Source organism: Streptomyces sp. R-07 (assembly GCF_049913175.1).
Taxonomy (GTDB): domain Bacteria; phylum Actinomycetota; class Actinomycetes; order Streptomycetales; family Streptomycetaceae; genus Streptomyces.
Genome location: NZ_CP183978.1, coordinates 7,795,957 through 7,821,102 on the forward strand (window position 1 = coordinate 7,795,957; position 25,146 = coordinate 7,821,102).

Annotated in this window: 27 protein-coding genes and 5 pseudogenes; 15 read left to right on the forward strand and 17 right to left on the reverse strand. The window is 69.5% G+C overall.

Annotation, left to right across the window (positions count from 1 at the left end; genetic code table 11):
- Window positions 1–17 precede the first annotated feature (17 nt).
- The 7 genes from ACN9M0_RS35520 to ACN9M0_RS35550 all read left to right on the forward strand — a co-directional run bounded on the left by ACN9M0_RS35520 (window position 18) and on the right by ACN9M0_RS35550 (window position 4,917).
- Window positions 18–998, forward strand: coding sequence for an NADPH:quinone reductase (locus tag ACN9M0_RS35520; RefSeq protein ID WP_366039350.1), 981 nt, complete (start codon window positions 18–20; stop codon window positions 996–998).
- 196 nt (window positions 999–1,194) lie between these two features.
- The gene (locus tag ACN9M0_RS35525; RefSeq protein WP_426404929.1) at window positions 1,195–1,815 is read left to right on the forward strand and encodes a hypothetical protein; all 621 of its coding nucleotides are present in this window, start codon (window positions 1,195–1,197) and stop codon (window positions 1,813–1,815) included.
- 174 nt (window positions 1,816–1,989) lie between these two features.
- Entirely contained in the window at window positions 1,990–2,355 is a 366-nt protein-coding gene (locus ACN9M0_RS35530) for a cytochrome P450 (RefSeq protein ID WP_366039352.1), read from the forward strand.
- 582 nt (window positions 2,356–2,937) lie between these two features.
- Window positions 2,938–3,213 carry an isoamylase early set domain-containing protein gene (locus tag ACN9M0_RS35535; RefSeq protein WP_366039353.1) on the forward strand — a complete coding sequence of 92 codons (276 nt, stop codon included), beginning with the start codon at window positions 2,938–2,940 and terminating at the stop codon, window positions 3,211–3,213.
- A gap of 14 nt (window positions 3,214–3,227) precedes the next feature.
- Window positions 3,228–3,704 (forward strand): hemerythrin domain-containing protein, encoded by a 477-nt coding sequence (locus ACN9M0_RS35540; protein WP_426404930.1) that lies wholly within the window; start codon window positions 3,228–3,230, stop codon window positions 3,702–3,704.
- A 53-nt stretch (window positions 3,705–3,757) separates the two neighbouring features.
- Complete coding sequence (locus ACN9M0_RS35545; RefSeq protein WP_426404931.1) at window positions 3,758–4,138, forward strand: hypothetical protein; 381 nt, start codon at window positions 3,758–3,760, stop codon at window positions 4,136–4,138.
- An 83-nt stretch (window positions 4,139–4,221) separates the two neighbouring features.
- Window positions 4,222–4,917: a DUF6766 family protein gene (locus tag ACN9M0_RS35550; RefSeq protein ID WP_426404932.1), complete on the forward strand. Its 696-nt coding sequence runs from the start codon at window positions 4,222–4,224 to the stop codon at window positions 4,915–4,917.
- 254 nt (window positions 4,918–5,171) lie between these two features.
- On the opposite strand, the pseudogene ACN9M0_RS35555 reads toward ACN9M0_RS35550, so the two are convergent.
- The 3 genes and pseudogenes from ACN9M0_RS35555 to ACN9M0_RS35565 form a co-directional block, all read right to left on the reverse strand.
- Window positions 5,172–5,699: pseudogene (locus ACN9M0_RS35555) on the reverse strand (hypothetical protein); the annotation flags it as partial.
- Window positions 5,700–6,306: 607 nt separating this feature from the next.
- A pseudogene (locus tag ACN9M0_RS35560) lies at window positions 6,307–7,200 on the reverse strand (sigma factor).
- 253 nt (window positions 7,201–7,453) lie between these two features.
- On the reverse strand, window positions 7,454–7,963 hold the full coding sequence (locus tag ACN9M0_RS35565) for a GNAT family N-acetyltransferase (protein ID WP_366039357.1): 510 nt from the start codon (window positions 7,961–7,963) through the stop codon (window positions 7,454–7,456).
- Between the two features lie 268 nt (window positions 7,964–8,231).
- On the opposite strand from ACN9M0_RS35565, the gene ACN9M0_RS35570 reads away from it, so the two are divergent.
- Window positions 8,232–8,969: an alpha/beta fold hydrolase gene (locus ACN9M0_RS35570; protein ID WP_426405376.1), complete on the forward strand. Its 738-nt coding sequence runs from the start codon at window positions 8,232–8,234 to the stop codon at window positions 8,967–8,969.
- A 155-nt stretch (window positions 8,970–9,124) separates the two neighbouring features.
- Window positions 9,125–9,320 (forward strand): annotated as a pseudogene (locus tag ACN9M0_RS35575) (MarR family transcriptional regulator); the annotation flags it as partial.
- Between the two features lie 79 nt (window positions 9,321–9,399).
- On the opposite strand, the gene ACN9M0_RS35580 reads toward ACN9M0_RS35575, so the two are convergent.
- From ACN9M0_RS35580 to ACN9M0_RS35595, 4 genes are all read right to left on the reverse strand, one after another.
- Window positions 9,400–9,963, reverse strand: coding sequence for an Imm21 family immunity protein (locus ACN9M0_RS35580; RefSeq protein ID WP_426405377.1), 564 nt, complete (start codon window positions 9,961–9,963; stop codon window positions 9,400–9,402).
- Window positions 9,964–10,027: 64 nt separating this feature from the next.
- Complete coding sequence (locus ACN9M0_RS35585; protein ID WP_426404933.1) at window positions 10,028–10,846, reverse strand: alpha/beta fold hydrolase; 819 nt, start codon at window positions 10,844–10,846, stop codon at window positions 10,028–10,030.
- Window positions 10,847–11,020: 174 nt separating this feature from the next.
- On the reverse strand, window positions 11,021–12,025 hold the full coding sequence (locus tag ACN9M0_RS35590; protein WP_426405378.1) for an NADP-dependent oxidoreductase: 1,005 nt from the start codon (window positions 12,023–12,025) through the stop codon (window positions 11,021–11,023).
- A gap of 126 nt (window positions 12,026–12,151) precedes the next feature.
- A complete protein-coding gene (locus ACN9M0_RS35595; protein ID WP_426404934.1) occupies window positions 12,152–12,838 on the reverse strand; it encodes an SDR family oxidoreductase in 687 nt (228 codons plus the stop codon).
- A gap of 111 nt (window positions 12,839–12,949) precedes the next feature.
- Here ACN9M0_RS35595 and ACN9M0_RS35600 point away from each other — a divergent pair, with 111 nt between their 5' ends.
- The 3 genes and pseudogenes from ACN9M0_RS35600 to ACN9M0_RS35610 all read left to right on the forward strand — a co-directional run bounded on the left by ACN9M0_RS35600 (window position 12,950) and on the right by ACN9M0_RS35610 (window position 14,650).
- On the forward strand, window positions 12,950–13,510 hold the full coding sequence (locus tag ACN9M0_RS35600; RefSeq protein WP_426404935.1) for a TetR/AcrR family transcriptional regulator: 561 nt from the start codon (window positions 12,950–12,952) through the stop codon (window positions 13,508–13,510).
- 357 nt (window positions 13,511–13,867) lie between these two features.
- A pseudogene (locus ACN9M0_RS35605) lies at window positions 13,868–13,999 on the forward strand (transposase family protein); the annotation flags it as partial.
- Window positions 14,000–14,335: 336 nt separating this feature from the next.
- Window positions 14,336–14,650 carry a hypothetical protein gene (locus tag ACN9M0_RS35610; protein WP_426405407.1) on the forward strand — a complete coding sequence of 105 codons (315 nt, stop codon included), beginning with the start codon at window positions 14,336–14,338 and terminating at the stop codon, window positions 14,648–14,650.
- Window positions 14,651–14,858: 208 nt separating this feature from the next.
- Here the strand turns inward: ACN9M0_RS35610 and ACN9M0_RS35615 are convergent, their stop codons facing one another.
- From ACN9M0_RS35615 to ACN9M0_RS35630, 4 genes are all read right to left on the reverse strand, one after another.
- Window positions 14,859–15,197: a MerR family transcriptional regulator gene (locus ACN9M0_RS35615; RefSeq protein WP_366039363.1), complete on the reverse strand. Its 339-nt coding sequence runs from the start codon at window positions 15,195–15,197 to the stop codon at window positions 14,859–14,861.
- Window positions 15,198–16,224: 1,027 nt separating this feature from the next.
- Window positions 16,225–16,404, reverse strand: coding sequence for a hypothetical protein (locus ACN9M0_RS35620; RefSeq protein WP_366042220.1), 180 nt, complete (start codon window positions 16,402–16,404; stop codon window positions 16,225–16,227).
- Between the two features lie 157 nt (window positions 16,405–16,561).
- On the reverse strand, window positions 16,562–17,167 hold the full coding sequence (locus ACN9M0_RS35625; protein WP_366042221.1) for a hypothetical protein: 606 nt from the start codon (window positions 17,165–17,167) through the stop codon (window positions 16,562–16,564).
- Window positions 17,164–17,547: a sigma-70 region 4 domain-containing protein gene (locus tag ACN9M0_RS35630; RefSeq protein WP_366042222.1), complete on the reverse strand. Its 384-nt coding sequence runs from the start codon at window positions 17,545–17,547 to the stop codon at window positions 17,164–17,166. Before ACN9M0_RS35630 ends, ACN9M0_RS35625 begins: the two co-directional genes overlap by 4 nt.
- Window positions 17,548–17,759: 212 nt before the next feature.
- Here ACN9M0_RS35630 and ACN9M0_RS35635 point away from each other — a divergent pair, with 212 nt between their 5' ends.
- Window positions 17,760–18,185, forward strand: a complete 426-nt coding sequence (locus ACN9M0_RS35635; protein WP_366042223.1) for a hypothetical protein — start codon at window positions 17,760–17,762, stop codon at window positions 18,183–18,185.
- 158 nt (window positions 18,186–18,343) lie between these two features.
- Here the strand turns inward: ACN9M0_RS35635 and ACN9M0_RS35640 are convergent, their stop codons facing one another.
- The 4 genes from ACN9M0_RS35640 to ACN9M0_RS35655 all read right to left on the reverse strand — a co-directional run bounded on the left by ACN9M0_RS35640 (window position 18,344) and on the right by ACN9M0_RS35655 (window position 21,685).
- On the reverse strand, window positions 18,344–18,841 hold the full coding sequence (locus ACN9M0_RS35640; protein WP_366042224.1) for a TnsA-like heteromeric transposase endonuclease subunit: 498 nt from the start codon (window positions 18,839–18,841) through the stop codon (window positions 18,344–18,346).
- 165 nt (window positions 18,842–19,006) lie between these two features.
- Complete coding sequence (locus ACN9M0_RS35645; protein WP_366042225.1) at window positions 19,007–19,273, reverse strand: DUF6087 family protein; 267 nt, start codon at window positions 19,271–19,273, stop codon at window positions 19,007–19,009.
- 616 nt (window positions 19,274–19,889) lie between these two features.
- Window positions 19,890–20,546, reverse strand: coding sequence for a response regulator transcription factor (locus ACN9M0_RS35650; RefSeq protein WP_366042242.1), 657 nt, complete (start codon window positions 20,544–20,546; stop codon window positions 19,890–19,892).
- A complete protein-coding gene (locus ACN9M0_RS35655) occupies window positions 20,543–21,685 on the reverse strand; it encodes a sensor histidine kinase (protein WP_426404936.1) in 1,143 nt (380 codons plus the stop codon). The genes ACN9M0_RS35650 and ACN9M0_RS35655 overlap by 4 nt, the downstream gene beginning before the upstream one ends.
- A gap of 183 nt (window positions 21,686–21,868) precedes the next feature.
- Between ACN9M0_RS35655 and ACN9M0_RS35660 the strand changes: the two genes are divergently transcribed.
- On the forward strand, window positions 21,869–22,339 hold the full coding sequence (locus ACN9M0_RS35660; protein ID WP_426404937.1) for a DUF6326 family protein: 471 nt from the start codon (window positions 21,869–21,871) through the stop codon (window positions 22,337–22,339).
- A gap of 129 nt (window positions 22,340–22,468) precedes the next feature.
- On the opposite strand, the gene ACN9M0_RS35665 is transcribed toward ACN9M0_RS35660, so the two are convergent.
- On the reverse strand, window positions 22,469–22,924 hold the full coding sequence (locus ACN9M0_RS35665; RefSeq protein WP_366042228.1) for a hypothetical protein: 456 nt from the start codon (window positions 22,922–22,924) through the stop codon (window positions 22,469–22,471).
- A gap of 176 nt (window positions 22,925–23,100) precedes the next feature.
- On the opposite strand from ACN9M0_RS35665, the gene ACN9M0_RS35670 reads away from it, so the two are divergent.
- Window positions 23,101–23,349, forward strand: a complete 249-nt coding sequence (locus ACN9M0_RS35670; RefSeq protein WP_366042229.1) for a hypothetical protein — start codon at window positions 23,101–23,103, stop codon at window positions 23,347–23,349.
- A 148-nt stretch (window positions 23,350–23,497) separates the two neighbouring features.
- Here ACN9M0_RS35670 and ACN9M0_RS35675 read toward each other — a convergent pair.
- Window positions 23,498–24,621: pseudogene (locus ACN9M0_RS35675) on the reverse strand (IS110 family transposase); the annotation flags it as partial.
- Window positions 24,622–25,146 lie beyond the last annotated feature (525 nt).

The window sequence follows — 25,146 nt, forward strand, 5'->3', positions numbered from 1 at the left end:
CCCGGAGGTAGCCGCTCATGCTTGCGTCCTGGTACGACCGACAGGGCCCCGCCGCCGACGTGCTGCGCGTCGGCGAGCTGCCCGACCCGACCCCCGGCCGGGGCGAGGTACGCGTCCGCGTCACCGTCTCCGGTGTCAACCCCGGCGACACCAAGAAGCGGCGCGGCTGGCTCGGCTCCTCGATGCCCTACCCACGGGTGATCCCGCACAGCGACGCCGCCGGAGTCGTCGACGCCGTGGGCGAGGGGGTCGACGGGCGTCGGGCCGGACAGCGGGTGTGGATCTACGGCGCCCAGTCCTACCGGCCCTTCGGCACGGCCGCCCAGTACACCGTCGTACCCGCCGATCTGGCTGTTCCGCTGCCCGACCACCTCAGCGACGAAGTCGGCGCGGCCCTGGGCATCCCCGGCATCACCGCCCACCGCGCCGTGTTCGCCGACGGACCGGTCGACGGCAAGCTCGTGCTGGTGCACGGCGTTCTGGGCGGGGTCGGCTCCCTGGCCGCGCAGCTCGCCCGCTGGGGCGGGGCCAGGGTGCTCGCCACTGTCCGGAGGGGCGCGGATCTCGCACAGGTCGATCCGGCTGTCGTGTCCCACGCCGTGGCCCTGGACCAGGGGAACCCGGCCTCGGCGATCCGCGCGTACGCGGCCGAGGGCGTGCACCGGATCGTCGAGGTGTCCCTGTCCGACAACGCCGACCTCGACAACGCCGTCGTCGCGAACGGCGCGGTCATCGCCGCCTACGCGACGAGCGCGGACCGGACCGAGATCCCCTTCTGGCCCCTGCTGTTCAACAATGTCATCCTGCGCTTGATCGGCAGCGACGACTTCCCCGAAGAGGCGAAACGCCAGGCAGCACGCGATCTGACCGCCGCGGCCGCCGCGGGCGCCCTGACCGTCGAAGTCGGCGACCGTTACGACCTGGCGGACATCGCCAAGGCCCACGACCGCGTCGACGCCGGCAGCCGCGGCCGCGTCCTGGTCACCCTCCCCCAGTGACCCCGCCCGTCGTTCAACACGCCCACGGGTGCGTCCTGATCAGCCGAGGAAGCAGCCGAGCGGTACCAGGGGCGCGCGACGTTCTCAGCCGAGACAAGACCTGAGCGTGCCTCCTATGACAGAACGTCTGATTTCGCGTTGACCTGCGAGATCAGGAAGACAACCCCAGAGAGCAGTCGTCACCGGCACGGTGCTGATGCTCGCCGCCATCGTCGGCTCTCATGGACAGAGCCAGTTGGGCTTCCTGGCGCTGGCCGGAGGAGCCTTCGCCACCGCAGGCCTCCAGCTCAGGTGGGCGCCGCCCGCCGAACGGCACGCGGTGGCCGCAGTCATGATCGCCTTTGCCTTCCCGCTGCAGCTCCTGGCGTCCGTACTGGGCTTCCGCGCCAGGGATACCGGATTCGGCACGGCCATGGCCATCCTGGGTGGGAGCTGGTTGATCCAGGGAGCCCTTCTGAGCACCGGTCCTGTGCCCGGTACGCGGCACGTCCTCGGCCTGTTCCTGCTGGTCATCGCCGTCAGTCTGCTCGTGCCGATCGTCGCCGCCGGTACGGACAAGATCGCGGCCACCGCGGTCATCGCCTGTGCCGCGATGCGGCTGTGCGCGGCTGGGCTGCACGAGCTGACCGGGGCACCTGGCTGGGAGGACACCGCCGGCGTCATCGGGCTCATCCTGACGGCAGCAGCTCTGTACGCAGCCGCCGCCTTCGCCCTTGAAGACACCCGGCACCGCCCCATCCTCCCCGTGGGACGTCCCGGCCCCCGCGCCGACTCGGTTCGCCGGGGGACCGAGCCCGGAGAACGTCCAGAACTGTGATCGGCGCCGCTTCAGGTCGGGCGCACTGGTACGGCGCCAGCCGTTCGGCGGCGTTCGTGCGGGCAACCGGGTCGGCGATCGGCACGCGTCCGTTCGCTGACAACCCGCTCGCGCTTCTGGCCCGCGGCTGAGCCTGGGCCCCCGGCCTGCGCCGACGGCACGGTGACGGCTGCCGTGGAACTGCTCAACGTCCTTCGCCCCACCTTGGCCATCACCTCGTTCACCACCTCCGCCGCACACGCACTGCACCGCTTCCCCGCTGTCCGCGAGGAACTCCGCGGGGACGACGGCGCCTACCTGAGGGCCTTCGCCCACGAGGTGCGCCGCTGCTGTCCGTTCGTGCCGTTCGTCGGCGGCCTCGCAGCCCGCGACCTGCGATTCTCTTCCCAAGACGTGCCCGAAGGCACGCTGGTGTTCCTTGACGTACCCGGTCACCACCGCGACCCGGACCTCTGGCCCGAGCGTCTCCGCTTCGACCCGCGCCGCTTCCTCGGCAGAGAGCCCCGCCCTGGGGAGCTCATCGCCCAGGGCGGAGGGTAGGACCGGGTACCAGGAGGCGAAGAAGCGCGGCATCGAGGGCCTCTCGACCATGACCAAGCAGCAACTGAAGAACGCCCTGGGCCACTGACTCCGGTCGCCCGCACGTTCCCACCAAGGCCAGGGCGGAGGCCGGCGCGAAGTCCGGGTCATCCTGGACGGGAGGTGGCTGTGATTCGGGCGCCGCTGCTCTGATCCGCCGCCTCCGTCCGGCGGTCTCAGCCCACTTGGGCGACGAGCTTTCGGTACTCCAGCTGTTCCGGTCGTTCAGCGGTCAGATGGACGCGGGCATCGCCCACGCAGTCCGTCAGGAAGGCGTAGGCCGCCGTGGGACTGTCCCTCTGAGCGCCGCCAGCAGCAGTGGGCTGCCGGAGGATCAGCAGCTGTTCGTGTCTGCGTGCGTCCTCCCGGGAGGCGAAGGACAACTACTCGCATGAAGTGTCCGGCGGGGGAGGGGGAGGGGTTCGCCCCGGCCTCCAGGTGAGTGACAGTGCCACGACCGGCGGCGTGTGCGGAGCGGCGGCGGAGGGCGCCGTGCGACGGTGCTTGGGCCTCTGCCCGCTCTCACTCGTCAGGATCGTCCACGTGCTCGAACGCAAACGGCTCAAGGGCCGCACACAGGTCACCTTCGTCCTTCCCGCCGACAGCCCGGACGGGCCGGTGAGCGTCGTGGGGGACTTCAACCACTGGAACCCCGCCACGCACCCGCTCCAGGTACGCGGCGACGGCATGCGCGCGGCCACGGTCGTCCTGCCCGCGCACAGCGGCCACTCCTTCCGCTACCTGGCGGCCGGCGACTACTGGTTCGACGACGACCAGGCCGACGGCCATGACGGCACCAACAGCCGCGTCAACACCTGACGAGGCGCGCCCGCTTGGATGCGATCGTGCTGCTGCGCGAGGACCACAAGACGGGCGAGAAGCTGTTCAAGCGTTTCGAGAAGACCTCCGACGACGACACGGCCGAGCGCCGACGGATCGCCGACGAGGTGGTCGAGGAGCTCACCGTCCACGCCTGGATCGAGGAGAAGTTCTTCTACCCGGCCGCCCGCGAGGCCGCACCGGACACGACGGACCACATCCTGGAGAGCATCGAGGAGCACCACGCGGTGGTGTGGACGCTGTCGGAGATCAAGGACATGGACCCGGGCGACGAGCGGTTCAAGGCGAAGATGAGCGTGCTGATGGAACAGGTCCGCCACCACGTCGAGGAGGAGGAACAGGATTGGTTCCCGGAAGTCCGCAAGGTGATGGGCCGCAACCGGCTCGTGGAGCTGGGCGGCGAGCTGGAGGCCGGGAAGAAGCAGGCGCCGCGCGATCCGCTGGCCGTTCCCAGCGCCGACTCGAAGTGACCCGGTCGGGGCTTTGCTCCGCCGGGGCCGGACGCCCCTGGTGCGGGCTGCTCTTGGCGGCCGCGGTGGCGCTCGGAGCGACGGGGTGCGGAGGTCCGGCGGCACGGCAGGACGCCGCGGCCGCCGTGGGGGCCGGCTTCGAAGCGGCCGTCGCCACCGGCGACCACGTCCGGGCCTGCCGGCTGCTGGCCCCGCAGACCCGTCAGCAGCTGGAGCAGGACGAACAGAAGGCCTGCCCGACGGCATTCGCGTCGCAGGGGTTGCCCAAGACGCGCGGGATCCAGGGGGTCGAGGCGTACGGGCGGCAGGCGATGGTACGGACGGACGGCGACACCCTGTTCCTGTCCCTGTTCACCGGCGGCTGGAAGGTGGTTGCCGCCGGCTGCACACCAAGGCCGAACCAGCCCTACAAGTGCCTGATCAAGGGGGCCTGAGGCATGCGGACCCTGTTCAGCACCACGCTGGTGGTCATCCTCGGCGGCCTCGGCTACTTCATCACCATCGGGGTGCTCCAACGATGACCGACAGCCGCGAACCGCGCAGAGGGTTCTGGCGGGAGAACAGCCTGACTCTCGCCTTCGGCATCGGCTTCCTGATCGTCCTCGCGTGCCAGGCCATCGCCGGGCACGCCGAGTTCAACGAACAGATGACGGTCGACGGCCTCCAGCCGCTCGGCTTCGGCGAATACCTGACGTCCTCGGACTTCGCCGTGGACGTCACCGAGAACTGGCAGTCGGAGTTCCTCCAGTTCTTCCTCTACATCTTCGGCACCGTCTACCTCGTCCAGCGCGGCTCCCCGGAGTCCAAGAAGGTTCACAAGGCCGGTACGGAGAGCGAGCAGGAGCAGCGCATGGGCGCCCACGCACGACCCGACTCGCCCCGCTGGGCCGGTACGAAGGACTGGCGCCAGACCCTCTACGCCCGTTCCCTCGGCACCGTCATGGGTGCGCTGTTCGTCCTGTCCTGGCTGGCGCAGTCCATTACCGGCACCGCCGCCTACAACGACCAGCAGCTCCGCCAGCTCGAGGATCCCGTCAGCTGGGCCGGCTACGTGGCAAGCCCCGACTTCTGGAACCGGACCCTGCAGAACTGGCAGTCCGAACTCCTCGCCGTCGCCGCCATGGTCGTCCTGTCCATCTACCTCCGCCAGCGCGGCTCCCCGGAGTCCAAACCGGTCGGCGCGTCCCACACCACCACGGGCATCGAAGGCTGACCCCGACTTCGAGAACGGCGACCGTCAGTCGGCCTGAATGACCGGGCGGCCGGACCGTCGGCTGACTACTCCTCAGTCGAGTCCGGCGGTCGCTCGCCGCCGAACCGCTGATGCCGGCGCACGGTACCTGGCTGCGGCCCGAGACGGGCGAGGGTGCGCGGTTTCCAGGGTGTTGTCCCCATGAGTCGGATCGCGGTGCAACGCGGCGATCGTCAAGACCAGTCGAGGTTTCGGGGGACGTGGTGACGGCCTCGGACGTGCAGGTAGGTGATGTGGTCGGCGACGGCCTGGGAGACGGTGATCGTCCGCGAGTAGGACAGGTTGCCGTTCTTGTCCGCGACCGGCATCCGGTCGACGGCCAGGCCGCTGGCCTTCGTCGTGTCGCCCTTGGTGGTCAGGGAGATGTTGATGTCTCCGTAGGCGGGCAGTCCCTCGGCGGTGGTGACGATGCCGTCGCCGTTCTTGTCGGCACTGGCGTCAGGGCAGGTGAAGTCGTGCCCGGTGGTGGACCCGTGGATGTGCTGGGCGTGCGGTTGGCCGGGGACCAGGCCCTGGGCGTCGATCTTCACCGTGAGCCGGCGGCCCTGCAGGGTGAGCTGAGCGGTGCCGCGGACACCCGAGTCGTTCAGCTGCCGCAGGTCGACCTGGTAGCTCCGGCCGTGCTGCGTACGCTGCCCCGCGTCGTTCGTGTCATGGGCCAGTGCCGGGGCCGCCACGGTGAGCGTGAGGGCCGCGGGCAGGGTCACGAGGCTGGTCAGACGGGTGGAGCGCTTGACAGTCATCGCGATGCATCCCCTTCCGGGGAAGCTCACCGGCAGAGCACCGGATCGTTATCGGCTGGTTTGTCTCTTTCACCTCCTATTCGGTGCCGTCGTTGCTGCGGATTGCGTTCCTGGCGAGTCTGGGTCCTTCGGCGGCCCTGTGGCGGATGTGAGCCCGCCGTACGACGCTTTGCCGCCAGTGCGGTCTGGGCCCGGAGTTCGGCCTCTCGCCGGAGCTGCGCGGTGCCTGGGTGGCCGCTGTTGAGAGCCTGCCGGTGGCCGGCACAGGTCAGGGTGTCCAGAGGGTCGGAGTGCCTGCCCAGGTGTCGCTTTGCGCGAGTGGGGCGGGGAGAGGCGTGAGCCCGAGAAGTCCGGTGGTCGCCTCGGCGGCGATGCGCTGCCACTGGCGGGCGTGGCGGATCATTGCGTGGCCCCCGTGGGGCATGCGCAGGCTGACACAGCCTCGAAGCGGGTGAAGCAGGCATCATCGAACTCCTCACTCCTTGAGTTCAGAACGTGTCCGCGCCGTTCGCCGAGTCTGCGCACTTACCGCGAGCTGCGGGCGCCCGGAACGTACGGGTCTCGGCCCTCCCGGCGTCGCGGCCGAGACGAGGCTCTGGGGCGCGCCTCAACCCGTCCTCCAGCGATGGAGCTTCTCAGGGGTGCGTACGACCCTGATGTGCTTGATCCGGTCGTCCGCGACCTCGAACGCGTATACCGACACGACGACGCCGTCCTGCTGAGCCACCAGACCTGGCTGGCCGTTCACCGTACGCTCAAGGAACGTCATGGTGTCGGGCTTGTGGCGGGCGGTCTCTCGCCAGGCGTGCGCGATCTGCTCAGCGCCTTCGATGGGGTGCGGGAAGGTGATGGCGCGGCCGCCGCCGTCGGCGATCGCCGTGGCGTCGGGGTCGAGCGGGCCGATCAGGGCGTCGGTGTCCTTCGCCTCCCAGGCTTGCTTGAAGTCCCTGACGACGGCGGGACGTTGGGCTGCCGCAGTCGTGGAAGCCGAGCGTCCCGGATGCGTCGGCTGGCCGAGGAGGCCAGCTGACGACAGGCCGCCGGGGTACGGCCGACGACCTCGGCCACCTCGGCGAACGAGTGGCAGAAGACGTCGTGCAGGATGAACGCGACGCGTTCGGCCGGGGTCATCGATTCGAGCACGACCAGGAAGGCCAGGTTGACCGACTCGTGCAGGGTGATCCGGTCGGCCGGATCGGCCGTCGCGCCGTCCGCCCGACCGCCGATCCACTCCGAATGCGCGGGCATTGGCTCAGGGATCCATTCGCCCACGTAGGTCTCCCGCCTGGCCCGTGCCGAGCCGGGCAAGTTGAGGTAGATGCGGCCGGCGACCGTCGTCAGCCAGGCTCCGGGGTTCTCGATGGCGTCCTGCTCCTGCCGTGACATGGCGTACCAGCGGGTGTGGGTCTCCTGGACGGCGTCCTCGGCCTCGGCCGGCGAGCCCAGAAGCCGGGTACGCGAGATTGATCAGGTGGCGCCCGCCTGCGTCTGCGTCATCCAGCCGTCCTGGGCGTCACCCCAACGCTCAGGACGGCGACAGGCGGCCCGTTCGGCTTCGGCCGCGCTCGCGATGAACTCCTTGAGGGCGTCGAGCTGTGTTCCGCTCGACGGCTCTCCGCCGCGGCCTCCACGCGGAGTCGCTCCTCAGCTCGCTCCGCGGACCGCTGGGAGAGGGCCGTCAGACCACCGCCCATCGCGACACCGGTGAGTGAGAAGACCGAGGTCCACACTTCCAAGGCCATGGCCCGTCCCCCTTACGGCAAGTCCTTGCGCATCAGGGTGCACATGGTCTCGTACCGGCGGAGCGTGCCGTCCGGCGCCTCCACATCCCAGGCGTCCGGCTTACGGCCATAGGCGACGTACCCCAAGCGCTCGTACAGCGCCCGGGCCCGCGGGTTGCTCTCCTCCACCCCCAGCTCGGCCCGCCGCAGGCCGCGTGACCTGACGCGTTCCTCCGCGGCCCGGATCAGTACGGTGCCCAGACCGCACGACTGCAGGGCCGGGAGCACCCCGAGCTGCCACAGCGTGCCGGCGCCGACCGCCACCTGGTAGTCGACGCCGCCGATCGCCACCGGCAGACCGGCCGGGGTGCAGACCGCCAGGTAGTCCACCTCCCCGGCCGCCGCACGCTCCAACTCCCGGGCGACCTGGACCATATGGGTCGCCGAGCCGGACCATGAGCAGGCCGGAAGATCGGCGGACGTCAGATCGCGGACGATGACGGGGACGACGACCTCGGTCGGCCCCGTAGGCAAGAGACTCATGTCCCCATCCCAGCAATCCGAGGAACGTTCACACCAGTGGATTTCGCCGCAGGGTCACGAGATCCGACCGACAGGTGCAGGTCGCCCACGATCTCGACATCCCGGAACAGGTCCTCGCCGCCTGCCTGGGGGTAGGGGCCTGATCACCGTCGACTGCCTGTACGCCGCTGGGGCGAAGCCTCGAGTCGACAGGATTCCGGGCATGGCCGGGAGGGGAAGGCCCAACGCTGTGACTAATCAAGCAGCAGGACTCGTCATTCCGTACGAGGTGCAGGGCAGCGGTCCGAAACGAGTCCTGGCGCTTCACCACTGGCTCAGTGACAGGTCGAGTTTCGTCCGTCTGCGGCAGCACCTGGACGGGGGCGCATTCAGCTACGCGTTCGTGGACTGCCGCGGGTACGGCGAGGCGTTGGAGACCCTTGGCACGTACACGATGGAGGAGATCGCGGCGGACGCCCTCGCTGTGGCCGACGACCTCGGCTGGGACACCTTCTCGGTCATCGGCCACTCCATGGGCGGCAAGGCGGCCCAGCAGATGCTGCTGGACGCCCCCTCGCGGATCCGCTCGATCGTCGGCATCTCGCCGGTGCCCGCGTCCGGGTTCCCGCTCGAAGGAGAGATGTGGGAGCTGTTCGCCGGGGCCGTGGAGGAGTCCGGCAACCGCAGGACGATCTTCGACGTCACCACCGGCGGTCAGCACGACGACGCGTGGCTGGACGCCAGAGTGAACGGCTCGGAACGCTCCTCGCAGGCGGCCCTGCGCTCATACCTCGAATCCTGGACACGCGGCCCCGACATCCACGAGCGGGTCGAGGGAAATCCCATCCCGGTGCTTGTCGTGGCCGGTGCGAACGACCCGGCGATGAGCCCTGAAACCATGCGGTCCACCTGGCTGCAGTGGTATCCCAACGCCGAGCTCGAGGTCTTCGACGACGCCGGCCACTTCGCCCCGGATGAGAGCCCAGAGGCCCTGGCGACAGTGCTCGAAAGGTTCCTCGGACGCTAACCGACGTTCATCCATGCCCCAGGTCAGCGACCTGGGGGTTGTCCTCTGCCTGGGCCTCTCGACTCTCGCGTGCCATACGCCGGCCAGGAGAGCGTTCTCCGTGGCGTGGCCGGCCTCCGTCGTCCACATGATGGCGCCCACCGCGCCCTGCTTGGCTCGTCGCGGACGGCGCGCACCTGCGCCCCACGGATGCGGGGCGCGAACTGCTCGCCGCCGTCGTCGCGGAGGCCGCCCCCCATCGGCGCCCGCGTCTGGGGCGGGATACCGGCCGAGGACCTGGCCGCCGCCGGCCGCGTCCTCGCCCTGGTCACCGAGCGCGCCAACGCGGAGCTTGCGGCCCTGACCGTCTGACCGCCCGACCGGCCGGTACACGCCGGCCTCCGAACTTTGACCGATTGCCACCGAAGTTTGAGTGGCAGGGTGCTGAGCGTCAGGAGCGACCGTCCTCGGCGACGAGCTGCACCAAGCCGACCCATGGAAACTTGCCGCTCTTATGGACCGCACGCACTCTCCACTGGCCTGCTGGGAGCTGCACTGGTGCCTGGTCCGGTTGGCCGCCGTGGGGATAGTCCACTCCCAGATCGGCGCCCGCTTCGGCCGAATCCATCAAGACCGCCGGGCCATCGTTGACCCACAGTCCGCCGTCCTCCCAAGCGGCGTCCGGATCGGCCAGGACCACCTCGGCTGCCGTGAACAACTCGGCCTCGGAGTGCGCGGCCAGCCACCGCACGAACAGAAGCTTCTCCGGCAGGAAGCACGTCTTTGCAGGTTCGTCGGCCAGGACAAGCGCAGTGACGGCACCCGCACTCACGGCGATCACGCCGGCCCGGTCCTCCACCTCGCAGGCGCGGTCGTAGTCATCACGGCCATCGGCATCACCAAGGACGGAACCGTCCTCCGTGCATCCACCCCAGGCGTTTACCGAGGCTCCGGAACGACGATCAAGAGGTGCCGATGGGAATGCCGGCGTACAGGAGGCGTCTGATCGGGGCAGGCTGGCTCGCCCGGGCCCGCCTTGCCCCCTTGCGCCCGGGGCGAGGCGGCGGAGGGAGGTGGCGTCAGGCGTCGGGCCGTGCTTCGAGGAATGCGAGGGCTCTGGCCACGAACTCGTTGTGGAACTGGAAGATCCCGCCGTGTCCGGCGTCCGGGTAGAGGGGGATGAGTTCGCTCCGGGGCAGGCGTGCGGCGAGGTCAAGGGTGTTCTCGCTCGGCACCATCCTGTCGCTCTCGCCGTTGGCCACCAGGACTGGCTGGTGGATGCGGGACAGGTCCGCCGGCGCCTGCAGGCCCCATCGATGGATGGCCTTGAGCTGGGCACGGAACGAGGTCAGCGAGATGGCCCTGTCGCGGTCGCTGGTGCGTTCCTTCAGCCGTTCCAGGAAGGCGCGTGCTTCGCGTCGACCGTGTTCGGTGTCGGTGAAGAAGAGGAACTGCTTGGGGTCCTTGCGGGTCAGGAAACCCTTCAGGATGTCCCGGAGGGTGAGTGCGGTGACCTTGTCGATGCCGGGACCTCCGGCGGGGCCGGTGCCCGCGAGGACGATCCTGCGCACCAGCTGCGGTTCCTCGGCTGCGATGACCTGGGCGATGAAGCCGCCCATCGACAGGCCGAGCAGGTCGACCTGCTCGAAGCCCAGGGCTCGGATGAACAGCACCGCGTCGCGGGCCATCGCTTCGATGGTGTCGGGGGTGGAGCCGCCCGACGCGCCGACTCCGCGGTTGTCGAAGGCGATCACCTGGCGCCGGGCGGCGAGTCCATCGACGACGCGGGGGTCCCAGTTGTCCAGGACCGCGGTCAGGTGGTGGAGCAGGATCAGTGGTACGTCGTCTCCTTCCGGGCCGAGCTGCCGGTAGACGAAGTCGACGCCGCGAACGGACACCGAACGGGTCGGTGCATCTTTGTACGACGACGACGACGGGGCGGGCGTGGGGGTGGGGGAACTGCGCGGTGCGCTCATGATCGGTTCCTGGGGGTGTGAAGGGAGGGGTGGTGGTGGGGGGCGGGATCCTCTCGCTGCCCGGGGCCTGTCGGTGGTGTGGCGAGTCCCCGGCCCTCACGCCATCGCAATGACGACCTTGCCGGCCTTGGCGCTGCCCTTCTCGGCGTACTCCATGGCTTCGCGGGTCTGCTCGAAGGGGAAGACACGGTCGACGACGGGGCGGATCTTCCCGGCGTCGACGAGCCGGGTGATCTCGCGCAGCTGCTCGCCGTCGGCCTTCATGAACAGGAAGGAGTACGTCACGCCCCGGCGTTTGGCGTGGCGCCGGGTCGTGAAGCTCAGCGCGTTCATCGCCTGGCGCAGGACTGGGTTCGCGCCGAGCTCGCGGGCGAAGGCCGCGTCGGGGGGCCCGGCGATGCTGATGACCTTCCCGCCGGGCTTGAGGATGCGCAGGGACTTCTCCAGGGTCTTGCCGCCGAGGGTGTCCAGGACGACGTCGTAGCCGTCCAGGACCTCCTCGAAGTCCTGGGCGCGGTAGTCGATGACGACGTCCGCGCCGAGTTCCTTGACCAGGGCGGTGTTGGCCGCGCTCGCGGTGGTGGCCACGTGTGCGCCCAGGTGCCTGGCCAGTTGGAGGGCGATGGTGCCCACTCCGCCGGAGCCCGCATGGATGAGGACCTTCTGGCCCGGCCGGACCTGTGCCTTCTCGACCAGTGCCTGCCATGAGGTGAGGGCGACCAGGGGAAGGGAGGCGGCCTCCGTCATGGTGAGGGTGGTCGGCTTGTGGGCCAGGTCGTTCTGGTGGACGGCGATGAGTTCGGCGAAGGTGCCGATGCGGCCCTTGTCGGGCCGGGCGTAGACCTCGTCGCCCACCGCGAAGCGGGTGACGGCCGAGCCGACCTTGACCACCACTCCGGCGAGGTCGTTGCCGAGTACGAGAGGCAGGCGGTACGGGAGGATGCGCTTGAAGTCGCCGTCGCGGATCTTGAAGTCCAGCGGGTTGACGCTCGCCGCGTGGATCTTGACCAGCACGTCGTCGGCGCCCGGCTTCGGATCGGGCATCTTGGCGGCGCGCACCGCGGACTGGTCACCGTACTTCTCGATCAGATACGCCTTCATCGTCATCTCCGTTTTCCGCCCGCAGAGGGACGGGATCTCCGCTCGCTCCGGGCTTGCTCCGGTACGAGATACTTTCTCCTGTGTACTGCTGATTCAGAGGGCTCCGCGCCGATGCGGCGGGGCGCCTCACCCCGCATTCGGCGCGGCGGCCAGGCTCTGCTTCACGTGCCGGGTGGTCTCGTCGGCGAGGATCTCGGGCAGGCCCGTCTCGATGCCGAACAGGGCCTGGGCGGCGACCTCCGCGGGGTCGGTCTTCTGGTCGGCGGGAACACCGGCGGCCATGTCGGTGTCCATGTATCCGACGTGCAGCGCCGTCACGGCGATGCCGCGGGGCGCCAGCTCCTCCCGGACCGCACCGGTCAGCGCCCAGGCGGCGGCCTTCGCCGCGGCGTAGGAGCCGAGGCCGGCCGGGTGCAGCCAGGACAGGACGGACAGCACGTTGAGCACGGCGCCGCCGTCGTTGGACTCGATGACCGGGGCGAAGGCCCGGGTCACGGCGAGCGGGCCGAAGAAGTTCACCTCCATCTCCAGGCGCACCGCGTCCAAGCCGCCCGCGATCAGCGGCGTGCCGGTGGAGATGCCGGCGTTGTTCACCAGCAGCGTCGCGTCGGAAGCGGTGCGGGCCGCCTCCCGGATCGACTCCGCGTCCGTCACGTCGAGCCGCAGCGGGACGGCCCCGGCCAGGTCCACCATCTCGGGGCGGCGGGCCGCCGCGTACACCTTGGCCCCGCGCTCCACGAGCTGGGCGGCCAGATGCCGCCCGAGCCCCCGGTTGGCGCCGGTGACCACCGCGACCGCGTCCTTCAGTTCCATGAGCACTCCCAGCGTTGAGGGCGGCGACGAACCGCACGATAGATTGCATCCGTCATCTAAATCTCAGTCTAGAATAGATTTCACTCGACATCCAACTGGGAGGGGTGACTGATGGGCCGCGTATCGCAGGCACAGGCACAGGAGAACCGCCGACGGGTCGTGGAGACCGCCTCCCGGCTGCTCCGGGAGCAGGGCACCCACCTGAGCGTCGCCGACCTCATGAAGTCGGCCGGCCTGACCCACGGCGGCTTCTACAAGCAGTTCGCTTCCAAGGAGGCCCTCATCGACGAAGCCACCGCCCATGCGTTCGCCGAACTGGCCCAGCACCACAAGGACGGGCTCGATCAGTACGCCGGGCAGCGCGACGCCGCCCAGCGGGCGCTGATCGACGCCTACCTCTCCGTTGAGCACCGCGACAGCCCGGCTGACGGCTGCCCCGCCGCCGCACTCGCCACCGACATGGCCCGCGACGGAGGAGAGACCGAGGCCCGCCGCGTCTATACCCAGGGGGTGGGCGACTTCGCCGACTTCCTCGCCACCAAGGACCAGGACGGCATCACCCGGCTGTGCACCATGCTCGGCGCACTCGTCCTGTCCCGAGCCACCAACGGCACCCCGCTCTCCGACGAGATCCTCACCGCCGCACGCACGGCACTGATCGGCACCAACTGACCGCAGAGACGGTGCACGGCGGCACGCCGCAGGAAGGGCGCGCTTCTTTGCACCCTCTCGCCATCCACTTCTCGTGAACGGCTCTCCCGCGTTCGCCCTTCCGCTGGACTCCTGTCCTTCGCCGCAGCCGCCGACCCACCGCTGGCCTCACCCGGCTCTTCCAGGACGCCACCGGCACCATCGGCGCCCGCAGCACACCAGGGGGTGGCCGGTGCTTCCACTGCGACGGGACTGGGCTTGCCCGCCCGCTGTGGGAGCCGACCACCGGGCACGCCTGAGTAGGTGTTTTTGAGCACAACCAGGGTCCCGAAGCGAGCATCCAGGCGCTCTCAAAACTTAGGCTCTGGTCCACTTCTTGTGGCCAGGCGGGCGGCCTGTCCGGGCTGCGGGTGCTGGTCGAGTCGGATACACGGCTCTTACCTGCGCTTTCCCCGAGATCTACCCACGTCGGGCATGCTCGTCGTCATGTCGTTGCGGGTGCGCCGGTTCGTCTGCGCTGAGGGCTCCTGCCCGCGTAGGACGTTTACCGAGCAGGTGCCCGGCCTCACCCGTCGATTCGCTCGCCGGACGGAACGGCTGCGATCGACGCTCCTCTCGGTCGGTCTCGCGCTCGCGGTTCGGGCCGACGCCCGAATGTCGGACGCCTTCGGAGTCCGAGTCAGCCGAAACACCCTGCTGAGAAGGCCGACGGGGCGACGTCGTACGCCGACGTGGAGTGGCGGGATGCCAACAGCGTCACGGACAAGTGGCGGGACGTTTATGGCAAGTGGGCCCCCCAGCTACGACGCCACCAGCCCGGCGAGCACGGCGCCCCACACCGAGAACGTGTTCACCGGGCGCGTGGTGGAGTTCGAGGAGCAACGGAGCATCGAGGGGTGGACTCGAGACGTCTGCCGAGTCGAGGTCGCCTCGGTTCTGCGGGGGAACCTGCACGGCACCGTGCGGGTCACCTACGGGTTGGACGAGGGAAGCACCCATCCGCTCAAGGAGGGCAGCACGTACGTCTTCGCCACCAACGCGTGGGCTGACGCCGTGAAGGGCGGTCACGCGCAGCTGTATCAGGGCGAGATGAAACCCGTGGACGCGGCGCAGCTGAACGTGTGGAGAGAGGCGATCATGATTCCTGCGGCACCTCGATAACCCGGTGGGGTGAGCTGGCGCTTCGCCAGGGTTCTTGCTCAGCGGGTGTCTTGCGGGTCGCGTAGATGAGCGGGCCCGGCCGGGTGGTGCCAGCCAGTCCTGGAGGCGGGTGGTCACAGCAGCTGCTGGATCCAGTCGCCGAGCAGGTTGGCGGCGCTCAGGCCGGTGCCGTAGCCCATCCCGGCATCCGGCCGGGCGTGGCACCGTCTCAGGCTGCGGGCGGCGGCTCAGCCGCTTCAGCGGCGCGGCGGTATTCGGCATTGATGCGCTGGGCCTCTTCGAGCTGGTCCTCGAGGACGATGATGCGACAGGCGGCCTCGACGGCGGTGCCCTGGTCGACGAGTTCGCGGGCGCGGGCGGCGATGCGCAGCTGGTAGCGGGAGTAGCGGCGGTGGCCGCCCTCGGAACGCAGCGGGGTGATCAGTCGGTGTGTGCCCAGAGCACGTAGGAAGGCGGGGGTGGTGCCGAGCATCTCGGCGGCCCGGCCCATGGTGTAGGCGGGGTAGTCGTCGTCGTCGAGACGGTCGTGCGAGTCGTCTGCTGTCATTGGCACCTCTCTCTGGAACGCGTGGAGGGGCCCTGGTGCCGTACGGCACCAGGGCCCCGAAGGAACTACTACACCATCTGCCGGCCCTGATACTGCGCCGGCCTTCTGTGTCCGCCGCCCCGACCTGGCTGCTGTCGGGGATGCGGGGATCGCAGTTGCTTGACCGGAGACCACCTCACTATCGATGTCCTGCGGTACCCGGACTCATTGCTTGCGTCCGGGCGATCCGATGGTGCTTCGCCCCTCCGTTCATTCCTCGGTGATCAACTGCTTAACACTGGGGTACTGCACTGTTGGTACTGATCTACTGCGGGTACTGCTGGTGGTACGAACTGCTCCGTGGTCTGTGTCAGCACCACTCTTCGGCGGCCGGCCCTGTTGCCCGTCCTGCATGCTCTGGCTTGGAACCCCGCTGCCGAACCTCCCGGTGCGCGCGTCCGCAGCCGACGCCTTCACCAGGGGTACTGCTCGCTTGCTTCACTGCTGGGTACTGCGTACTGCACTTACGGGTACCGCATCTGCCATGACCGCGGTCCCGCTGCGGCGGCCCCTGATCACTGCGGGCCGCCCGGTCCGGCCGTCAGTCCCGTCGCCGTTCTGCAACAACCCTGGCTTCGGAACTCCACCGCCGTACCGTCCTGCAACTGCGGGTACTGCTGATACCGCTTGCCGGCAGTTCATCTCTGCCAGGCCCTGCTGTCCTTCTTGGTTACGAGAGAAACCGTAGCCCCACGAGCCTTCAATGTCTACTCTGGCTGATATAGATTTTCGCGTGTGGGGGAATGAGGTGATCGACCGCGGGCAGTGAGTCGTGCGGGGTGCGTGGCGGTCGTTCAGGGCGAGCACCGCATGCCAGGGCAGACGAAGCGGCCGGGGCGAATGGGCGTGAGAACGCAATGCGCGGACCTACTGAAAGCCGACCAGCGCCGAGTGAGGGTCCCGCGTGCAGCGTGAGGATTCTGGGGCTCTGCTGATGCGTACCGCGTACCGCGTATCCGTGCCGGCGCGGAGCGGGTGCACGAGGCTGTCATAGGAGCTGCTGGAGCCAGTACCCGACGGCGCTCGCAGTGGTGATGCCGGAGCCGTAGGCGAGGCCGCGTACGAAGTACCCAGCGGCGGCGCGGCGCTGGCGCCGCCCCCACCGGAACAGGCCGCGGCGGGCGCGCGTCGTACGGGGGCGCGGGGACGGGGTGTGGGTGATGGCCATGGGGCGGGTCCTTTCTCGGGGATGCGAAAGGGAGCCCTGCGGGCACTGCGGTGCCCGCAGGGCTCCCTTCGGTGTGGTGACGTGTGGGTGGTTCGGCGGGGTCAGCGGTTGGCGAACTCGCGTAGCCGATCGGCGAGGCGCCGGTCGGACGGGCCGGTTATGCCGCCATCGTCGTCGGCGAGCCGATCGACTTCCGTTTCCAGCTGACCGGTGGGGGAGTGCTGCCGACAGAGCCGTTCTTCCTGACGTAGGAGGCCGCGGCGCTCAGGCAGTCCAGGAGGACATCGTCCATTCCGCCGCCTTCGGTGGTGGTGGCGGTGACCTCGTGGCGCCAGTGGGCGGCTTCGCGGTGCTCGCCGAGGGCGAGGTGGTGCAGGTGGAGGCAGTAGGCGGCGATCCGGTTCCCGGCTCCGGCCGACAGCTGCCACCAGAACTGGGCGCTCTCGGGATGGCCGGTGAGGAAGAGCAGGCAGGCGAAGACGGCGGCGCCGGCCTCGTCGAACTCGCCCTTGGTGCCGCGGGTGGGAGCGTCGGCGAGGCGGCTGATGTCGGCCGGGGCGCTGGGGGCGTTGATCGCCCACCGGCATACGGTCGACGGCTGACGGCCTGCCCTTGCGGCGCCGACGAGGTGGGTGGAGGGCGGTGTCGAGTTGCGGCCGGCGTCGGCGGCGAGGCGCCGCAGGGCGGCGCCCACATCGAAGCGGGGGTTGCCTGTGACGGGGACTGCGGCGTCTTCCAGGAGGTCGTCGATGGTGCGGGTCACTGCTGGCCTTCCTTCTGCCGGGTGGCGGCATGGGTGGGCAGGCCCAGCTTCCTGCCCAGGCGTTCCTTGGCCCGGCGGCAGTGGTGGTTCACGGTGCGTTCGTCGATGTGCATGTACCGGGCGACCTGCTTGGTGGAGTACCCCATCAGGAACCGCATCACGATCACCGTGTACGGGCGCACCGGCAGCTCGGAGATCGCCTCGTACAGACCGAGCTGGCTCGGCACGAACTCCAGTTCGCCGCGCAGTGCGCGCAGGTTCCGGCCGATCGGTCCGTTGATGATGTATGCGGGGTCGCGGCCTTCCCGGGCGAGGCGCTTGGCGACGTGCCGGTGCAGCACGGCGAGGGTCCGGCGCTCCGGCTCGTCCTCCTGGAGCAAGCCTTCCCGCGAGGCCAGGAAATGGTGCTGTCCTGTCTCAGCGAAGTCAGTCGCCCGGATCGCGTGGACCTGCATGGACTGGATGGGGTGAGACAGGTTCGTGAGGCATCGATGCGGCCGTGGAGCGCAGGGCGAGGTTGGATGCCGAGTGCTGGTGGCACGAATGACGTTCGGCTTGTCCCCTAGCCTCTTCTCTGGGGAGGGGTGGAATTATGGAACAGTCGATCTTGGTCGAGTCCATCAGGTACTTCGCTGTGTGCCAGGGGTGCGGTGCCGCGGCGGAGTGGTGCGGAGTGCAGGCGCTGGTGGGCGAGACGCTGCGGTGGGATGTTGAGTCGACGTGTTCGACCTGTGGGTTCGCCCTGGCCGTTTGTGGCGGTGACCTGCCGGATGAAATGCGGAGCCGGCTGCTCTCCGAGCGCGGGCGCGCGAGGTTGCGCGTGAACGGGCCGGCGGGCAACGCCACCGTCATGCGCGTGCTGCGGGCGGAACTCGGCATCGGCCTGGACGGCGTCAAGGTCGTGCTGAAGCAGGTCCTCAGCGGGCAGTACTCAGGGACGCTGCCCGAGATGGAGCTCCTGGCCCGCAAGCTGCGGGCATCCGGGATTGACGCGGTCGCCTCACGGACTGTGGATTGAGTGAGACTGAAGCGCCGGTCTGGTCGCGATGCGGACCGGATCCTGTTTGCGCAGGCGGAGTGCCTCCTGGCGGCAGGTCGTGGAACACGTCCGGCGTCGAGGTCCGCTGCCCTTGTGCGTGAGGGGGGTCGAGCAGACGGTGCAGCGTCGCGAGCCGGTCACCCGCCGTGTCTGCCCCGGGCAGTAGCGGCCCCCGGCGTCGCGAAGACCTCACGCAGGTGGTCCGCAGTGGCGTGGTGAAGACAACGAGGATGCCGGTAGCGCGACAGCCGGCGGACATTCGCCAGCAACACCGCCTCCGGCACTCCGACCCGCTGGAATCCCCATCCCGCCTGGGCGCGGGCCACCCGTGTGGCCTCGAACGCCTCCACGTCCTTCGGCTCGATCCGTCCATCCGCGCGGACATCGATCACTACTGCCGAGCCGTCCAAGCAGCGCACGAAGTAGTCCGGAGCGTGCCGACGCTCCCGCTGGCCGTCGTGCCAGTGCAGCCGGAAGGGCTGCGAGGCGATCCCTGTCACCTTCAGGTCGAAGTCCATGAGCAGAAGCCGGTCCCGTTCCAGCCACGACTCGAAGCCGACATGCTGCCCGGTCGTCGCCGTCCAGTACCAGCCCGAGAAGTGACGCTCACCACGCGACCACCGAAACGGCCGCACGGGGGCTACGTCCTCGAAACGGGCCGTCGCACAGTCCAGCAGCGGACGCCGCTGTCGCTCGCATACTGCGTCCACGTAAGACAGCTCGACGTAGAGACCGTCAAGATCCACCCCAGCCGGTACGACCACCCAGAACCCCCAGTGCGATTGCCCGCACGACTAGGTTCATTGAGATGGAAGGCCGAACGACTGGGTTCGCTGAGTAAACGCCGCCTGCGCTTCGGCCGAGTTCGCCGCGACGGTGACCGGTTTCCAGGTCAGTCCGTCGTACTCCCCGATCGCGCGGGGCGCCCACGGAGCGAGGTGGCTGCCCCGAAGCGGGCCATCGGCCAAGGGAACGGCGCGTCGGCGCCCTCTCCGTTCCGCGAGACGCTCCTCGCGGCGCCGAGCCCAGTCCGCCAGCGGCTCCTCGGGGTCGCTCATGTGCGGCATCGTGCCGGACGTGCCTCGTCACGCGCGACCCCCGGGCCCCGCTTCACCCCGCGGAGTGAACTGCGCCCGAGCCAGCTGGCATGTGGGCTGGGGGCTGCTACGGTCAGTGAACCTCTTCATGAGGTGGGCCCTGCGCAGGCCCGCGTTGCCAGCTCTGCTGGCGCGCTCGGACAAGGTGCACGGCACCGGCGCATTCAGATGATCTGGATGCTCATGGAGTTGCCGTATGCCTGCTCATCACGCCCGCAAGGGCTCCACCCGCCGCCGCAAGGCCGAGACCGGGGAGTCGTACACCGACGCCGCCAAGGTCCTGCGCCGCGAGCGCTACTACCGGCCCGTCTTCGACCCCTGGGTGGCTCCCCGGTGCGAGGCCGACGACGCGATCTCGGGCCACGACCCCTGGCTGGCGGGACCATGCCCCGAGGGATGCCCGACCCGCGAGCGGCCGGACTACCGCGCCTACGTGGACACCCTGCCGCCCAAGGAACGCCTCCCTCGGCCGGTGGTGCCGAGGAAGCCGTACGAGCGCCCTGGCCCGGCCACCTGTGACAACGACGACTGCACCTGCAACCAGGTCCACATGGCGCCCTGCCCGGCGTGCGACTCGGATCCAGGTTCAGGCCCCCACCCGGCCGGTGTCGTACGCCCACATCGCGATCTCGACCCTGTTTCGGGCGCCGATTTTGGTCAGCAGGCTGGCGACGTGGGTCTTGGCGGTCGTCAAGCCGATGAACAGCTCGGCGGCGATCTCGGCGTTCGTGCGGCCGCGGGCGACCAGCGTCAGCACCTCCTCCTCGCGTTCGGTGAGCGGCTCGATCGGTTGGGTCCGTCGGCTCGACGGTTCCCTGGCGGCGAGGGTGGCCAGCAGCCGTCGGGTGATGTTCGGCGCGATCAGGGCATCGCCGACGGCGGCGGCATGGACGGCCTGGACGAGCAGCGCCGGCCCGGCGTCCTTGAGCAGAAAGCCTCGGGCGCCGGCCCGGAGCGCGCCGTGGACGTACTCGTCGAGGTCGAATGTCGTGATCACCACTACGGCGATCGGGTCCGGGACGCCCCGCCCTGCGAGGAGCTTGGTGACCTCGATGCCGTCGAGCCCGGGCATCTGGATGTCGACCAGGCACACGTCGGGGCGGAGCCGATGCGCCAGCTCGACGGCGGCGTGGCCGTCGGCGGCCTGGCCGACGACCTCGATGTCGGGCTGCGCGTCAAGGATCATCGACAGGCCGGTGCGCACCAGATCTTGGTCGTCGGCCACCAGCACGCGTACCGTCATCGGCGTACCTTCGTCGGCATTTCGGCGTCGACCGTCCACCCGCCCTCGGGCGCTGGCCCGGCACGCAGCGTGCCGCCGAGCAGCTGCACGCGCTCGGTCATCCCCAGCAGCCCGAAGCCGTGGTTCACCGACCGTGCCGGGTCGATCTGTCCGTCGTCGGTCACGCGTAGTCGCAGCCTTCCCGCGCCCTCTACGACCCGGATCTCCACACGCGAGGCGTTGCGGGCGTGCCGCAGGGCGTTGGTCAGCGCCTCTTGCGCCAGCCGGTAGACCGCCGCGTCGACCTGGGGCGGAAGTTCGTCCATGTCATCTGGCAACTCTACGTCGACGACCGGGGCCGGGGCGCGTCGGGCGAGGGACACCAGGTCGGCAACGCCGGGCTGGGGGGCGCGCTCCGCCGGCGCTCCGTCGCGCAGCACCCGGACCATCGCCCGCATCTCCGCGAGCGTCCGCGACGCTTCCCCTTCGATGACCACCAGCGCCTCGAGCGCCGCTTCAGGTCGCTGCCCGGCCATCGCCCGGCCCGCCTGCGCCTGCACAGCGATCGCCGAGACGTGGTGGGCGACGATGTCGTGCAGCTCGCGCGCGAGGCCGACGCGCTCCTGGGTGCGGCTCTGCTCCAACGCCCGGCGCCAGCTCTCGGCGCGGTAGCGGAAGGCCGCTCCGGCCGCCGCCGCCGCCGCCAGGACGGCGAACCCGCCGATGACGTCGGCCGGCCCGGTGTAGTCGGCGACCGTACCGATTCCCGCAGCGCCCGCCACCACAGCCAGCCCGATCACGATCTCGCGCCCTGAGCCCCAGCGGACCAGCGCGTAGACGAGCACCAGCATGTAGATCATCGTGTCGAGGCCCACCCTCGGGGCCCCGCCCAGCAGGCTCGTCAGTCCCAACGCCATAGCGGTGCCCCAGGCCACCACGACACAGGCCAACGGGTGGGTACGCCGCCACAGCAGCACCGGCGCGAGTCCGACCGCCACGATCGTCGCAAACGGCCGCCAGGCGACGTCGTCCCGGAGGACTCCTTCCAGCAGCGCCGTCACCATCAACACCCCGACCAGCACCCAGTCGCGCGGCACCCGTTCGGGAGCGTCCGTGGCACGGGGCTCGGCCCACAGCGAGCTCAGGGCGTTGGTGTTCACATACCCAGCCTAGAGACCGCCGAGGCGTCGGGGACCGACCGAAAGAACGAGACGCCGCTCCTCCCAACGGCCGAGGCGGGTCCGGCCTCGACGTCGATGTGCCCGCCGCCGGGCTCAGCGATCGTGGGCCTACCAGTCCTCACCACGACAACGGAGCCTACGATGAGAACGCGTCAACCCACCATGACCGCGCTGGAAAACCAGCGGATCCCGGTGAGAGCCAAGCTCGCCGCAGCGTGGACAAGCTTCGTGTTCCTGTACGTCTACGTGGACATTCTCGCCTTCTTCAAGCCCGGCGTCATCGATGACATCGAGGGCGGCATCGTCTGGGAGTTCAACATCAGCCAGACGTTGTTGACCGTCTTCCTCGTGCTCATGGCGATCCCGATCCTCATGGTCGTGCTGTCGATGACGCTGCCCGCCCGGGCGAACCGCATCACGAACCTCATCGTGGCCTCGGTACAGGTCCCCTTCGCGGCATTCAACGCGGTGGGCGAGTCCTGGACGTACTTCTACGGCCTTGGCGTCGCACTGGAAGTGATCGTTCTCGCCCTCATCCTGCGGTACGCCTGGACCTGGCCCCGCACCACACCGTCGGCGACCACGGCGACCAGCCCGGACCATGAAACCGTTCGCGCCCAGCAGCAAGCGTGAACCCGAGAGCAGTCCCCGTTCTGTTCGGAGCCATCTGCGTCGGTGCCGCGGTGGTGGCCGCCCGGCGGTGGGACACCGACTACCACTGGGACGTCGCGTAGGGGCCTTCCCAAGGCCCCTACCGGCACGTCAGGTTATCGGATGCGCACACACCTGACCGTGCCGCGCGACCACGACGGGCTCCTCGATGAGCCGCACGGTCGGCGGCGGCTCGGTCACCGGCCGCTTCTCCACGCCCTCTGTGTCCGCGACCTCGCTGAGCTTCCAGTTCCGGAGGTGCTTCAGGAAGTCGGCGAGGCGGATGTGAACGCTTCCCGCGGCCACCGACTCGGCTCCGGACTCCTCGTCGACATCCTTGTACCCGATGAGGGTGAGCCGGTGACCGGCCCGGTCGGTGAAGAACAGGCGGTAGCGCATCCGCAGGTGCTGCCGGTCGGAATGCTCCACGAACAGCTGGAAGGTTCCGCGCTCAACCGGAAGGCGCCCGCCCAGTTCTTGGCAGAGGATCTCTCCGCGCAGCTCGGCCTCGTGCTCCGGGCCCGCGAGGAAGCGGTCCATTCCCCGGATGTCCACGGTCGTGTGCACGGCGATGTCAGCGGCGACTCCGCCGCCGACGAGGCAGCCTTCAGGGCGTCGTCCTCCCCGAAGACGACACGGCCGACCATGCGTTCGGTGGCGCGCATGCGGGTCGGGTCGTCGGGGCGGCCAAGAGGTTCACCGGGCTTCCAGGGGATCCCCTGGGCCGTGCACCAGCGGCGCGCATGCTGGACTCCGAGTTCCACAGCCTGGGCGAATCGGTCTCGGCGGAAGTTGATGAGGTAGTTCAGGGGGACCTCGCCGCTCAGCAGCCGGACCTCGATCGGGCGTCCGAACTCTCCCGCCTCCCCGTTGCCGATGGCGGCGTTGCTGGTCTCGATCCGGCGCAGCCAGTGCTGCAGCCGGCCGTTGGCCGTCGTCTCGACGATGTGGAAATAGTTGGCCACGAAGCCGTTGCGCCGTCGAACGCCTGATGCGCGAGCTCGGCATCGCCGGAGGGGTCTGCGTCGAAGTGGTCGGCCGGAGGGCGTGAGGTGCTGGTCATGCGTCCTCGCGGCGAGCGGGTTAGGTGTGGACCAAGTGCTGGGGGAGGCGGAGCAGGCCGCGGTGCGGCAGGGGTCCTCGGGCGAGGCAGAGCAGGGCCTGGGTGCGGTGCTTGCCCTGGGCGATCTTCTTGTCGTAGTAGGCCCGGGAGGCCGGGTCGCCCGGGGCGGCGAACGCGGAGACGAAGAAAGCCCGTTTGAGCTGCTTGTTCCCTCTCCGAGACGGCTGTTCACCCCGGATCGATGAGCCTGAGCTCCGGGTCGCCGGGGCGAGACCGGCGTAGGCGGCGAGGTGGCGGGCGGTTGGGAAGGTGCTGCCGTCGCCGACCTCGATCAGGATGCGGGCTCCGGTCCTGACGCCGACTCCCGGCATCGAGGTCAGGACCTTCGAAAGAGGGTGGGCGTCCAGGAGTTCTTCGATCCGCCCGGCCAGCAGTTTGCGCTGGTCGAGGACTGCGGCCAGAGACCCGGCGAGGCTCGGGACGATCAGTGCGGCCGCCTCGGTCCCCGGGACGGTCACGGTCTGCTCGTCCAACGCGGCGAAGATGTCCTCGACCAGCCGCTCGGCCATCCGCGGCACCTTCGGCCGGAGCAGCGAGGCCAGCCGCCGACGGCCCACCTTGCGGATCTGTGCCGGTGACCCGAACCGTTCCAGCAGCGTGAGGACGGCTGGGTGCTGCAACCGCGGCCCCAGGACCCGTTCCAGCGAGGGATGAATCTGGGTCAGCAGGCCGTGCAGGCGGTTCGCGACCCTGGTGGCCTCGCCGGCCAGGTCGTCGTCGAATCCGACGATCATCTCCAGCTCGGCGATCGTCTCGTCCTCGCCGTCGATCGCCCGCAGTGTGTGCCACATCGCGCGGGCCGCGTCCGCGACGATGAACGCGTCCTTCGCGCCGGTCTTCGCCTCACCGGGGTAGAGGCCGGCGATCCGCCGCATCGTCACACCGGGCAGGTAGGCGACCGGACAGCCCATGTCCCTCGCGACCGCCAGCGGCAGGGCGCCGATCGAGGCCGGCTGATCGACCACGACCAGCACCGTCCTGTGCTTGGCCTGGAGTTTCGCGAAGAGTTGGCGGAGCCTGGGCTCGGTGTTGGGCAGGCGCTTGTCGAACGCCTTCTTCCCGGCCGGGGTGACGGCGGTGGCGTGGTGTTCGCCCCGACGTCCAGGCCGAGGAAGACGTCGATGTCGCCGGTGTCGATCACGTGCAGGCCCCTCCATCACGCTCTCGTGCGGCCTTGCCTCGGCACCGAGCTGCCACATCCACGTTACGGAGAGCTCTTCCGGCCTTGGGTGAAGCCGGTGCTCAAGCCCCTCATCAGCGGTCCGTCGATGCCTCCGGACCCGGTGACACCACGCCCCGGATCATCAACCGTGACAAGGGGGGAAAGTCATGCCGGACCCGAAGGCCGGAGGCCCCATTGCGGAGCCACGAAAAGGTAACGGGGGGAGCTGATCGCGAAGCCGTACCGGGTGGAAGACTGACCGAGCCGGGGGTGGGCACGTACCGGAAGCGGCGGGGCCAGTCCTTCCAGCGTCCGGACAAGCGTGCTGTCGAGCAGGCCCCGAGGCCGTTGCGCACCGGCATCAGGAGACCTGGCCGAAAATCCGCGCGAAGGCTAGTCGGGACGTCCTGTGCCGGAGGACATCGAGCGTCCCTTCGCCGGGTGCGGGTACGACCCGCAGGCCTCGGTGCCTCCTCGGCCGGCGACGACCGCCGGATCGTCTAA